The 13,395-nt window shown below is 44.5% G+C and carries 9 protein-coding genes; 1 reads left to right on the top strand and 8 read right to left on the bottom strand.

Going from position 1 to position 13,395, the window contains the following annotated elements:
- The first annotated feature begins 45 nt into the window (after positions 1–45).
- Positions 46–2,265, top strand: a complete 2,220-nt coding sequence (locus ACVBIL_RS03495) for a PAS domain S-box protein (RefSeq protein ID WP_447165604.1) — start codon at positions 46–48, stop codon at positions 2,263–2,265.
- A gap of 31 nt (positions 2,266–2,296) precedes the next feature.
- Here ACVBIL_RS03495 and ACVBIL_RS03500 read toward each other — a convergent pair whose 3' ends face one another.
- The 8 genes from ACVBIL_RS03500 to tkt form a co-directional block, all read right to left on the bottom strand.
- Positions 2,297–3,730 carry a hypothetical protein gene (locus ACVBIL_RS03500; protein WP_447165605.1) on the bottom strand — a complete coding sequence of 478 codons (1,434 nt, stop codon included), beginning with the start codon at positions 3,728–3,730 and terminating at the stop codon, positions 2,297–2,299.
- 221 nt (positions 3,731–3,951) lie between these two features.
- A complete protein-coding gene (locus tag ACVBIL_RS03505; RefSeq protein ID WP_447165606.1) occupies positions 3,952–4,485 on the bottom strand; it encodes a hypothetical protein in 534 nt (177 codons plus the stop codon).
- Complete coding sequence (locus ACVBIL_RS03510; RefSeq protein ID WP_447165607.1) at positions 4,478–5,215, bottom strand: winged helix-turn-helix domain-containing protein; 738 nt, start codon at positions 5,213–5,215, stop codon at positions 4,478–4,480. The genes ACVBIL_RS03505 and ACVBIL_RS03510 overlap by 8 nt, the downstream gene beginning before the upstream one ends.
- 327 nt (positions 5,216–5,542) lie before the next feature.
- The gene (locus ACVBIL_RS03515) at positions 5,543–6,283 is read right to left on the bottom strand and encodes a DUF481 domain-containing protein (protein WP_447165608.1); all 741 of its coding nucleotides are present in this window, start codon (positions 6,281–6,283) and stop codon (positions 5,543–5,545) included.
- 244 nt (positions 6,284–6,527) lie between these two features.
- On the bottom strand, positions 6,528–7,592 hold the full coding sequence (gene fba, locus ACVBIL_RS03520; protein WP_220759160.1) for a class II fructose-bisphosphate aldolase: 1,065 nt from the start codon (positions 7,590–7,592) through the stop codon (positions 6,528–6,530).
- A 312-nt stretch (positions 7,593–7,904) separates the two neighbouring features.
- Positions 7,905–9,080: a phosphoglycerate kinase gene (locus ACVBIL_RS03525; RefSeq protein WP_447165609.1), complete on the bottom strand. Its 1,176-nt coding sequence runs from the start codon at positions 9,078–9,080 to the stop codon at positions 7,905–7,907.
- Between the two features lie 637 nt (positions 9,081–9,717).
- Positions 9,718–10,734, bottom strand: a complete 1,017-nt coding sequence (gene epd / locus ACVBIL_RS03530; protein WP_447165610.1) for an erythrose-4-phosphate dehydrogenase — start codon at positions 10,732–10,734, stop codon at positions 9,718–9,720.
- A gap of 215 nt (positions 10,735–10,949) precedes the next feature.
- On the bottom strand, positions 10,950–12,941 hold the full coding sequence (tkt, locus tag ACVBIL_RS03535) for a transketolase (protein ID WP_447165611.1): 1,992 nt from the start codon (positions 12,939–12,941) through the stop codon (positions 10,950–10,952).
- Between the last annotated feature and the right edge of the window lie 454 nt (positions 12,942–13,395).

Consider the following 13,395-nt stretch of genomic DNA (forward strand, 5'->3'; position numbering starts at 1 on the left):
TCGTGTTAATATACGAAGCATAATAACTGTTATAAAAATCAATACATGCTAACCCGCAAACAACCTTTATTAATCAGTGATCAGGGGATCCATTGGTCCCAATCTCGTATATTAGCCGTTGCTAGCCAGATCTGTATGCTGCTGGTTTCGGTGATCATTCTGACGAATATCATTATCACCTTAGGTGAAAGGCGTTTGCAGGAAGACTGGGCAACCCAGCGCTACAGTGAACTTCAAGCTGTTGGCGCGCTTATCTCTGATAAAGTGTCATTTCAGCAATTTAGAACCCAGATGTTCGCTAAATCTGAACTGCTAAAACACTACCTGTCACTGCCAACACCAGCAAACCAAGATAAGCTTTTGAACAATTGGGAAGTATTAGTTAGCAATATCCCTGAGTTATTCGGCATCGCTCTCTACGATCCCCAAGGGCAACACAGGTTTGCCACCAGTGCAGATTTTGGTACAGAGAGCCTACCGCCGGCCCTCCTCGGGGCCACTAGAAACATGGGCGGCAGCGAGATATACACCTCTCCATTAGAGCTCACCCCTATTAAGGGCCAACTTGAGCCGTACCTGTACCAATTTGCTTGGCTTGAAAACCCAGACCAGAGTATTCGTGGCTACCTAGTGACATATAACTCTATGGCTAAAATGCTTAAAAGTATTAAGCCTGCTTATTCGAGCAAGCAAGCACCACTAATGATGCTCGATACCCAAGGTTTACTGTACGCCGGAGCAAAACAGCACGCTGGTGTGACCCGCCTACCTGAAACCATGGGCGGTAGTCTAAAGCAATCTTACCCCGCCCTTTGGCGCAAAATGGCGATGACTAATTTTGGTCAATTCCATGGCGATGTGGCGACATTTGTTTACTTGAAAGTAGAACTCACCACGCAGTATGAAACTCGCAGGGAATACTTTTTGGTGTCATATATTAAAAATACCGACATCTCTGCTAAGTTTTATCAATGGCGTAATATTCTTTTAATCGGGGCTTTCCTACTCACATTACTTGGCTGCCTGGTGATTTTCTTAACCCACTTGTATCGTTTAGAGCAACGCTCACGTGAGTTCAGTATCGATATGACGAGTCGTCTATTTGATAGTGATTTAGGTTGCGTCATCGCTAACGATAGTGGCCGCGTACTAACAGCCAACACTTCAGCATCTAAATTGCTTGGTCTGCCTATCGATGAACTATCCGATCGCAGCTTACAGCGCATTCTAAATTTAGATGACGACCAATACCTTGATTTTATTGAGACAGTTGATAAAACAGAGCATTGGCAAACCGAGCTATACACAGATACAACGCCTAATATTTGGCTAAAGATCCGTGTGCGAATAGAGGTCAGTAAAGATGACAAGCGCCGTTATATGCTGGTCACTTTTGAAGATATAAGCGAATTAAAACAAAGCCAAGAAGAGGCTATGTTAAACCGTTTGCTCCACAATGGCCCAACCGCTAGCGTACTCACCGATGCTAAAGGCATTGTCGTCAAATCAAACACAGCCTTCAACGCGATGTTACAAGTTGAAGAGAGTAAAGATCTCAATGTAAATAACTTTTTAAGTGAAGAGTTTAGCAATCACTGGCCACAAATTTCCGAGCAACTACAGATCCAAGGTTACTGGAAGGGACAAGTTTTTGCCGTGATGAATCATGTACAAGACAGTTGCTTGCAAGCCACATTGCAAGGGCACCTAGATAGCTCAGGCGAGCTTGAGTTCATACTATGTAGCTTTGAACAAGCCATGGTTAAGGCCTCTAACAAAGATCCCCGTAGTGCAGCGCCTCTTCGTAGCACCATCTTCAACCATAAAGATGACTTAGAACGCTATTTCAACAAATTAAGCCAACATTGCAAAGACTTCTCTAGCTTATTAATGATCGATATTAGCGCCGAAGATATGTTGAGCCATATGAGCGATATTGGTCAACTCGAATCGCGCCAAAAAGAAGTTGAGATCCATCTACTTCGCGACCTGCCTCATCGCTATCAGATGTCTCATTGGCAACTCGGTAAGTTAATTGTGGTATTACCCGATACAGACTCGGATCAGGCGCATTACTTTGCCATCGATACCTTAAACAAGCTTAATGATAATGGCTTAGGTGAAGGGATTTGTATCGGTATTGCCTCTTATCAATCAGGCCAAACCCTTGAGCAACTCATTGGGAATGCTGAAGTGGCACTTAAACGTGCTAAGCAAACTGGTGAGCAAAATATTTGCCAAGCTTACACTCGCCTGCTGGGTTAACGTATATCCCGTTAGAAATAGCCCTCTAGCCTTATTCGGCTAAAGGGCTTTTATCTTTAAGCTCCTCCCTAAAAGGCGCTTCTTCCATTGTGGCCACATCCGAGGGCAATGTGCTCTCGGTGATCTCAATAATTGCCGAGCGATTCATGGTGATTTTATAACGCGCATATTGTGGCGCCAGCTTACCTTCTCGCAATACTAAAATCAGGTTCACTTGATAGCGGCGCTCAACAGATTCATTACTGATTTTTCCGTCTTGCTCTTTATAAATCTTATCCTTACCGCGCTCTAAATTACGTGCAAATGGCACAAAGCTAAAGTTAACTTGCTCCTGAATAGTCGAGTATCCCACTAGGAAGTCTTTGTGCGAAACCCGAGTATGAATGCCATAATGCAAGATCTCAGCATCGATTTTATTTTGGCTATGGCGGTTAGTCAGGATCGTAGCAACTGTGTCTGGTAGCTCATTTTTACGCATAAACTCCAGCCATACTAACTGACGGGCAATCATTTCCTTACTTGTGGTGTCCCTCAGTATTCGGCTCCAACGAGGCCGCCCCTTTTGGATAGCACGCCACAACGCATTGCGAATATCATCTTTAAAGATTTCACGAAAGCCATAAATCACCGCGAGGGTCAGCACCAAGGCTATGGTTAATCCACTAAAGAAACCTTGGGCTTTAATTATGAGCGCCGACACGACCAACATCACCATCCCGGTGGCGACACCCGTAGTCATTTTCTTTAAGCCAACACCCAGTGTCTTGAGCTCTTCTTTTAACACCACACCTTGCTGAATAAGACGCCTTAATAACAGCATTTTATTGGCAATACGATTGGGATCTTTGATGGTTTGTGATGAGTTGTAATTGCGCTCTTGGCGATAAATAGCTTCTGCACGACAGAGGCTAACGACCCTATCGTGAATTTCATTGAAATCGCTGGTTCTAGGAGCATGAGCAAGCAACTTCAACAAGCGCTGTTCACATAGCCAAGAGAGATAATTATCGGCATTTTCGAAGTATGACTTCCACTTTTCGTCGCTGGGTTCGTTACGCCTAAAACGCTTAAGCAGATGAATCACTTGCTCACTCAACTCATCAAGTGAACTGTAGAATTTTTCAAAACCTTCTATTTGAGCCAGCTCTTTACTGTCGGTCTCTATCGCCACTGCAAATTGGTAGGCAAACAAGTTTAGGTAGAGCCTAAACTCCTCCACAGTGCGCTTTTTTTGGCTAACAAAGCGACTTTGCACCAACGGTAGATGTAGTCCTGATGAATAGTAAGAACGGCGCCCAGCGATAGAGGAGTGATAATACTCCTCTTCGTTTAAGCTTTGCGGATTAATGCCCATCTCTTTAGGAAGAAAAAAATACAGATCGAGGCGACGGTTATCACCGACTTCCATCTGGTGAAGAAATTTAATCGACAGTGCTTCTTCTTGCTTTACTCTGACTTTAGACACAAACACCTTTTAAATGACTGAGAAAATGATGGTAAAATGAGATTAGATGTCTAAGCATATAATCGCACGCTAATGCCATATTTAACGAGCGACAGGCTAACAAGCAACACCTTCAATAATCGACATAGGCTCTATTGAGTCTAACCGATATTGATACCAAACAGTATAAGTCGCTTGTTGTAGCTTTAACTAATTGTACTAAGTAATGCTTTACTCAGATATTAAGCCAAATTCATCTTACAAGCCCATAAGTGATTACCAGGCTCGATTTGAATTGTGACGACACCTACGGCCTTATTCATCTCCAGGACTTTGATGAGAAATGAACGGCTCTGCTTATCTGCCACGACATTTTGTGCAATATCTACCGCTTCTTGCACCGTCGCACTCTCATTCGTCTGTAATAAACCTCTTAGGTACTGACCACGTTCCAAGTTAACTTCATAGGTCAGAATCGGTGCCTTAACTTTTTTAACCGCCCCGGTCGCCAGGATCTTGTGCGTCAGTTTGTCTCCCTTAAAGAAGCTTAGCGATATCTCTATTCCCTGACTGGTATTTTTCATTTCTAGCCGTTGAGTCGCTTCAAAACCGGTGCCTACACGGTAGGAACCCGAGGTACAAGACAGGCTTGAATTATCATCAGGCTCAATGGCATGATCAAGTAGCAGACATAAACCAAAGATAAAGGTTAATGTTGCTAGAATTGGCGTAGATTTGAAGCCTGAAAATGGCCCGCAATTTAATCCTTTACTCACACAGTCCAACCTCTTTTAGCCATGCTTCATCAATAAAGCGCCAATCATTAGCCACATTATTCACTTTTAAATTATTACAAGCCTGGCCGTCATCGGCTAAATTATTCATCAAGAACTCAAGTCGACTGCCATCACTCGACGGCGCAATATAAACCCGCTGCCACTTCAGCTTGTCACAGCTCGCCAACTGCTGCGACAACTCCTTAACTCTACTGTGAAAATTGTCTTTATCTTTATCGCTTGTATATATAGGTACGAGTATCGACTCGGTTCCTGCAATTTTTATTTTATCGGGTATCGACAAGCTAATATCCGATGTTGTTTGCAGATGAGTCGCTAAGAAAATGATCAGTAAGATCCCAAGAATGATGCAAAGCACATAGTTTTTAATTGAAATTGAATTGAGAGTGCAGTTAAATATCGGCTTTTCTTGTGCCTTAATATGCAATAGATAGCCCTGCTTATTAATCGCTTCAATCCAGCTAGCATGTTCTGCACCAAGAAAGCGTTTAATGTTTTGTACCGCGGTAGCGATGTCGTGATGGGTCACTACTGTAGGCAAGCATTCTTCGCACATAAACTCAGTAGATACAACTTGGCCTCTTGATGACATCAATTGATGTAATACCAAAAACTCAATGTTGGATAACTTGAACCCAGGCGCTGACTTTAAGCGGCTATGAACCAACTCTTGCAGTGTGAGATCAAATCGGTATGGACCTATATACACGTTAACGACTCTTACCTAATAATTGTATCCAGTTTACTGTGAATCCTCGGCGGAGTCCGTGATTAAATAACGCTAAAGCAGAGCTGATGCTGCTTTCGTGAGTTCTAGCACATAAAAATCATCGTTACTTAACAAATGCAAGTAACAGTCCGTTACGTTGGTAAGCCGAAGGTTGCAACGGCTCACATTTCAAATAAAACACTGCACAAAACACCACCAACCAAAAACAAAAAAGGTACCGAATAGGTACCTTTATTGACAAACATTTACAGTTACTAAGCAGCTGTACTCATTTCAAACACCGAGTTAAGTTGCTTGTCAACGCCTTTAAAAGGCATATAACAGAGTCATGTTTGTCTCTGTATCTGTACTTTCTTTATCATCTAATGGCTTATCGTTATAACGTACGATAACGGCAAATTTCATTGCTAAGGCACCGATAATATTAGCTGTAATAGCAGTTTCAGAACGACCTTCTAAGCTATCGCCATAATCGGCAACAAATAACTGGGTGAACTTAGAGCTTTCGCTAATATCATAAGTAAAGTTAACCGCACCATGGGCAATAACACTGTCTTCATTATCAAAACCTAATAATGCTGACTGTTCTTCATCGAGCTTCTTAAAAATATAACCTGGACCGATTTCGGCACTTAGGAACATGTCGCTGCTATCGATGAACTTATGACCATAACCCGCCGAAGCGACAGCTTTATAATCGTAACCCGTAAATGGGTCTACTTCGTAGTTGCCGGTGATATAGATATAGTTCTTTTCATCGAACTTGTAATCTCCCTGAATACCGCCATAGTAACGCTCAGCGGTAACATCACCCGTATCTTCCTTGTACAAGCCTTCGAACAGGTACTGGTTCTCCCAATTACCCAGCTCTTGAAGCATGTTCAAGCGACCTTTCACTGAAGAGGTTTCAGTGTTACCCGTGGTTAAAGTCGCACCCAGCTCAGCTTCACCTGCGAAAGTCTTATCGCCTTCTACAAAGTCAGCACCTGCGTGTGCAGCAAAAGGAGCTGCCATTACCACTGCCAAAGCTGTAAGCATTTTTTTCATATTATTAGTACTCCGTTTACTATATTCCCTAAAAATCGGCGCAATATTAACATTTTGTTCTAACAATTGAAAACGGGTAGTACACCATTCACCTTATAGCAAACTGAATATTTCTAACCATAGACTTACCGGTTTAGATAGTTGCCTTAGTTGTCAATTTCAGGCAAAAAAATACCTGCACATTGGCAGGTATTCTTATGCTAAAGCATAGGTGCTTTAGTCGAAGTCGTACTTACAGTTAACCTTACTTGATTTGTGGATCAAGTTCGCCTGACTGGTAAGCTTTATACATAGCTTGTAGTGACTTAGGCTTGATCTTAGATGCCATGCCAGCACAACCAAAGGCTTCGTAACGTGTAGTACAGATATCTGCCATTGCTTCCATAGACGCCTTCAAGAATTTACGCGGATCAAATTCTGCAGGGTTTTCAGCAAGGAATTTACGTACAGCACCTGTCGATGCTAAACGTAGATCGGTATCGATGTTCACTTTACGCACGCCGTGCTTAATACCTTCAACGATCTCTTCTAGTGGCACACCGTAAGTTTCAGGGATAGCACCACCATACTGGTTGATGATCTCTAGCCACTCTTGCGGTACTGAAGATGAACCGTGCATAACAAGGTGGGTGTTAGGAATACGTGCGTGGATCTCTTTGATGCGATCGATTCGTAGCACGTCGCCGGTAGGCTTACGGCTAAACTTGTAAGCACCATGGCTAGTACCGATAGCGATAGCTAGTGCATCAACATGAGTGTCAGCAACAAAACGCGCCGCTTCTTCTGGTGTTGTTAGCATTTGATCCATCGTTAAGATACCCGCAGCGCCGATACCATCTTCTTCGCCCGCTTCACCGGTTTCTAGGCTACCTAGACAACCAATTTCACCTTCAACTGACACACCACAAGCGTGAGCAAAAGCCACAGTACGGCGAGTCACGTCTACGTTGTATTCGTATGATGCAGGTGTTTTACCATCAGCCATCAAAGAGCCGTCCATCATCACTGAAGACATACCTAGCTGGATTGAACGCTGACAGATATCAGGATCAGTACCGTGGTCTTGGTGAATACATACTGGGATATCTGGATACTGCTCAAGTGCTGCAGCCATTAGATACTTAAGGAACTGTGGACGAGCATACTTACGTGCACCCGCTGACGCCTGAACGATTACAGGGCTGTCAGTTGCTTCAGCTGCTTGCATAATTGCACGCATTTGCTCAAGGTTATTCACGTTAAATGCAGGAACGCCATATCCGTGTTCTGCTGCGTGATCTAACATTTGACGTAGGGAAATTAAGGCCATTTTTTACTCCAATAATAGGGTGAGTTGCCACACCGAGGTCGCTATCGTTTGGATTGATTTTTATGCTCTAACGTTGCCAGCACAAAGCCGACTAACACTAAAACGGTTACTGTTATTTATTATTTTTATATCAGTTGCTGTATCGGATTTTTAAACTGCTTGGATACACAACGTTTATCACTGTTTTATTGGCGGCTAGTGTAACTCCGACAAATGTCGATTTAAAGCCCGCCAACAAACAGTTTGGTAATTTTTTTGTCGCTTCTTATCGATTAGAGTCAATTTGAGTCGATCACCGATAAATAGAGCCGATTACGCGCCGCGACTCTCAAGCATTGCCACTGCAGGCAGCTCTTTTCCTTCTAAAAACTCAAGAAATGCACCGCCACCCGTTGAAATGTAAGACACTTTATCTGCGATACCATACTTATCAACCGCCGCTAATGTGTCACCACCGCCAGCAATAGAGAAAGCTTTAGATTCAGCAATTGCCTGAGCGATACGCTTAGTGCCTTCACCAAATTGATCAAACTCAAATACACCAACCGGGCCATTCCAAACCACAGTTCCGGCATTTTTGATGATTTCAGCAAGTGCTTCAGCGCTGTCTGGACCGATATCGAAAATCATGTCGGTGTCAGAGACTTCGCTAACATCTTTCAATTTTGCAGTCGCTGTCGGGCTAAACTCACTCGCTACAACCACATCAGTTGGCACCGGAATATCACCGCCACGGCTTTGAGCGTTAGCAACAAGGCGTTTAGCTTCTTCAATCAGGTCTGCTTCATACAGTGACTTACCGACTTGATGGCCTGCTGCAGCAACGAAAGTATTGGCAATACCGCCACCAACAACCAGTTGGTCAACTTTGGTCGAAAGGCTTTCAAGTACCGTCAGTTTTGTCGACACTTTTGAGCCGCCAACAATGGCTACCATTGGGCGTGCAGGATTATCAAGCGCCTTACCTAAAGCTTCAAGCTCACCCGCTAACAATGGGCCAGCACAAGCGATTGGCGCATGAAGACCGACACCATGAGTCGATGCTTGTGCGCGATGTGCAGTGCCAAAGGCATCCATCACGTAGACATCACAAAGGGCAGCCATTTTCTTAGACAGCGCTTCGTCGTTCTTCTTCTCGCCCACGTTAAAACGCACGTTCTCAAATACAACCACTTCACCTACAGCAACGTCGATACCGTCTAGGTATTCGCTTGCTAGGCGCACAGGGCATTCAAGCGCCTTTGTCAGGTAGTTAACCACTGGTTGCATTGAGAACTCAGCGTTAAATTCGCCTTCAGTTGGACGACCGAGGTGAGACATCACCATTACCGCGGCGCCTTTTTCAAGGGCAAGCTTGATAGTCGGTAGCGAGGCGCGTAGACGGGCATCACTTGTGACTACGCCATTGCTTACTGGTACGTTAAGATCTTCACGAATAAGCACACGCTTACCTTGAAGGTCTAAATCTTTCATATTAAGAATCGTCATTTTCATGCTTCCTTACTATTTAAGTTAAAGTTAAAGTTAAAGTTAAAAAATTTAAGTTGAGCAAAATTCAAAAAACGCTATCGATAGACCGCCGGGGCACAACACCAACGTTCTAGGCTCTAGGTTCTAGGTTCTAGGCTCTAGGTTCTAGGTTCTAGGCTCTAGGTTCTAGGTTCTAGGTTCTAGGTTCTAGGTTCTAGGTTCTAGGTTCTGCATACCAAACAACACCAAGCCGGCTCTTTATAATCTTTCGTTTTCCGCTGCCGTTGATTCTCTGTCTATTCAGCTTTTGTTTTACCATCTTGCCTTTGCCGTCTCAGCTATTCTCGACGTATCACCTGCTCTTTCGGCTTTATCTTCTTTAGAATCTAGAGCACTCGTAAACTCGCTGCGAGGACGCTTCGCGGCTAGAGCGGCTAGAGCGGGCTTCGCCCTGCTATACAATCAAAAAACGGCATTGTGTTTTTTATGTAGGTTGGGCTTTAACCCATCAAAGGTGACGGCATAAATGCCGACCTACTTTAAAGCAAGGACCTAGATCCTAGGACGCTTAGCTGCGAGGACCTAGGACCTTCTCAGCCTTTAACCTGCTTTTACCGTCTTTGACTTTCCTAGGACCTAGAACCTAGAACCTTCTTTAAACCTTTTTCGCCTTCATCATCTCTAAGCTGGTATCGAGCATACGGTTAGCAAAACCCCATTCGTTATCGCACCAGAGTAATAGCTTCACTAAATGACCATCGCTAACGCGGGTCTGCGTGCCATCAACAATGCTTGAACGTGGGTCGTGGTTAAAGTCACACGATACTAACGGCTCATTGGTAAATCCGACCACGCCAGAATATGAACCTTCAGTTGCTTGTTTAAGCACTCGGTTCACGGTTTCGATATCGACGCGCTTATTGAGCGTAACGGAAAGATCGATTGCAGTGACGTTGATTGTAGGCACACGCACAGAGATCGCTTCAAACTTATTTTTCATGTGTGGCAAGATGCGTTCAATACCCCGAGCAAGTTTAGTATCTACCGGAATAATTGACTGACCCGCGGCGCGAGTTCGACGTAAGTCGTCATGGTAGGCATCGATGACTTGTTGGTCATTCATCGCCGAATGGATAGTGGTAATCGCACCACTTTTGACTTCGAAGTGCTTATCGAGCACATCGATCACCGGTACGATACAGTTTGTAGTGCATGATGCATTTGACACAATTGTATGATCGGCTTTAAGTAAATCTTGGTTAACACCATAAACAATGGTGGCATCGACATCACTAGATGATGGATGGCTTATCAGCACTTGTTTGGCACCAGCTCTAATGTGCGCCTCACATTCAGCGCGGTCATTAATCACGCCAGTGGCTTCATACACAATATCGATACCTAACTCTTTCCAAGGCAGGTTCTCGGGATTGGGTTCATGCAGCAGTTTAATGGCGTCATCGCCAATAATCATGTGTTGATTATCGAGGGTAACTTGCGTGTGAAAGCGGCCGTGGGTGGTGTCGTACTGAGTTAAATGAAGCATTGCTTCAGGTTTAGCCAACTCATTAATCGCTACTATCTGAATGCGATCGCGCTTCGCAGATTCATACACGGCACGAAGAATTGAACGACCGATACGGCCATAGCCATTGATAGCAACTCTGATCATATAAGCTTTTTCATTCCTTAAACTACTTAGCTATTGATACAACAACGGCCTACCAAACTAGGTAAGCCGCTGTATCATAAGTGCTTAACGTGCAAAACACGCAAGCCATTATTCTGCATCATAGAGCAATATACTGATGCAATACACCGATTAATCTTAAGGTTGCCCATTTGATTACTCAGCCATTGCATCAAATGCCTTAACACGTAAGTTGCTTATAGTCCGTTAACGGTTGCAACAACGTTTTCAACAGTAAAGCCAAAGTACTTCAACAAGTCGCCACCAGGAGCTGATTCACCAAAGGTGCTCATGCCCACTACCGCGCCGCCGAAACCGACATACTTATGCCAGAAATCAACGTGAGCGGCTTCGATAGCAACACGCTTAGTGACGCTACGTGGCAATACAGACTCTTTATAGTCTGCATCTTGCTTATCAAACTCATTAGTTGATGGCATAGACACGACGCGTACCTTTTGACCTTGCTCGGTAAGTACCTTTGCAGAATCAAGTGCTAGCTGAACTTCAGAGCCAGTAGCAATCAGGATTAGGTCTGGTGTGCCAGCGCAATCACTCAGTACATAACCACCTTTAACGACGTTCGCTAACTGCTCTGCAGTACGTGTTTGCGCAGCAAGGTTTTGACGACTGAAGATTAGCGATGTCGGCGCATTGCGGCGCTCGATTGCATTCTTCCAAGACACCGCTGTTTCAGCCGCATCACATGGACGCCATACCGTCATGTTTGGTGTCATACGTAGGTTAGCAAGTTGCTCAACTGGCTGGTGAGTCGGACCATCTTCACCTTGACCGATAGAGTCATGGGTATAAACGAAGATGTTCTGAATGCCCATCAATGCAGACATACGTACTGCGTTACGTGCATATTCCATAAACATCATGAACGTCGCGCCGTAGTTGATGAAACCGCCGTGCAGAGAAGCGCCGTTCATGATACCGCTCATGCCGAATTCACGTACACCGTAATAGATGTAGTTACCAGCAGGATCGTCTTGAATGCCTTTAGAGCCAGACCAAAGCGTTAGGTTAGAACCGGCTAGATCTGCAGAGCCACCTAGCATTTCAGGTAGGATAGCGCCAAATGCACCAATCGCATTTTGTGATGCTTTACGGCTAGCAATACCTTCTGCTTTATCTTGACACTCTTGAACGAAAGCTTGTGCTTTCTCTTCAAAGTCAGCAGGTAGGTCGCCAGAAATAACACGACGCTTGTATTCAGCCGCCAATTCTGGGAATGCAGCTTCATAAGCTGCGAACTTATCGTTCCAGTTAGCTTCGTTAGCTTGACCAGCTTCTTTAGCATCCCAACCCGCGTAAACGTTTTCTGGGATTTCAAATGCACCGTGGTTCCAGCCAAGGAATTCACGTGCAGCTGCAATTTCAGCATCACCTAGTGGTGCGCCGTGACAGTCGTGGCTGCCAGACTTGTTTGGTGAACCAAAACCGATAGTCGTTTTACAGCAAATCATGGTTGGCTTGTCTGTAACAGACTTAGCTTCTTCGATAGCCGCACGAATAGCGTCGCTATCGTGGCCGTCTACGTTTGCAATAACATGCCAGCCGTAAGACTCAAAACGCTTAGGCGTATCGTCAGTGAACCAGCCTTCAACGTGACCATCGATAGAGATACCGTTGTCATCCCAGAACGCGACTAGCTTGCCTAGACCTAAAGTGCCGGCTAGAGAACACGCTTCGTGAGAGATACCTTCCATCAAACAGCCATCACCTAGGAAGCAGTATGTGAAGTGATCAACGATGTCATGACCTGGCTGGTTGAACTGTGCAGCCAGTGTCTTTTCAGCAATAGCCATACCTACAGCGTTACTGATACCAGCGCCTAGTGGGCCCGTTGTCGTTTCAACACCTGGTGTGTAACCGTATTCTGGGTGACCCGGTGTTTTAGAGTGAAGCTGACGGAAGTTTTTCAACTCTTCGATAGGTAATGCATAACCTGTAAGGTGCAGCAAAGAGTAGATAAGCATAGAGCCGTGGCCGTTAGAAAGGATAAAGCGGTCACGATCAACCCAGTCTGGGTTGTTTGGGTTGTGCTTTAGGAAATCGTTCCATAGCACTTCAGCAATATCAGCCATCCCCATTGGTGCACCTGGGTGACCAGAATTGGCTTTTTGAACAGCATCCATGGTCAATGCGCGGATTGCGTTTGCGAGTTCTTTACGAGATGACATGCTCTCTCCTGCTTCGTTTTGAGGTATTGAGGCTTAGATTGAGAAAAGGGCCACAAATTTGTATTTGCTTTTCCCTTCCCTACAGCAAATTTTGGAGCCATATTTTCGCCTACTCGCCAGTAGGACGCAAATTTAATTCACCCAGAATGAAAATTTTTGGCACTTTTAAGTGAGATGGACAAAGCTTGAGCAAGTTAACGTCATCAAATAGCAGCTTTTTTCTATTTAAGCGGCTTACTCTCTTGGCAAACCAAGCGCGTCAACCTCAATAATTGATCATTTCTAAAACAGAACAGGGTCAGAAAAATAGATGTAATTTCCTTTACTAACATAATGCTAAGCTAAACCATAACCTCTATTGAGCATGCATCTATCAGACAAATTGCGCGCGTGACTGCACAAAATTTAGTGAAAGGGGTGTCATCGGCTCTGTTTTACACTAGAATAGCCGTCT

The sequence above is a fragment of the Shewanella sp. 125m-7 genome (genome assembly GCF_052977045.1).

Coding starts and splice junctions, on each gene's coding strand:
- ACVBIL_RS03495 (WP_447165604.1), top strand. CDS start 46: ATGCTAACCCGCAAACAACCTTTATTAATCAGTGATCAGGGGATCCAT.
- ACVBIL_RS03515 (WP_447165608.1), bottom strand. CDS start 6,283: ATGAAAAAAATGCTTACAGCTTTGGCAGTGGTAATGGCAGCTCCTTTT.
- fba (WP_220759160.1), bottom strand. CDS start 7,592: ATGGCCTTAATTTCCCTACGTCAAATGTTAGATCACGCAGCAGAACAC.
- ACVBIL_RS03525 (WP_447165609.1), bottom strand. CDS start 9,080: ATGACGATTCTTAATATGAAAGATTTAGACCTTCAAGGTAAGCGTGTG.
- epd (WP_447165610.1), bottom strand. CDS start 10,734: ATGATCAGAGTTGCTATCAATGGCTATGGCCGTATCGGTCGTTCAATT.
- tkt (WP_447165611.1), bottom strand. CDS start 12,941: ATGTCATCTCGTAAAGAACTCGCAAACGCAATCCGCGCATTGACCATG.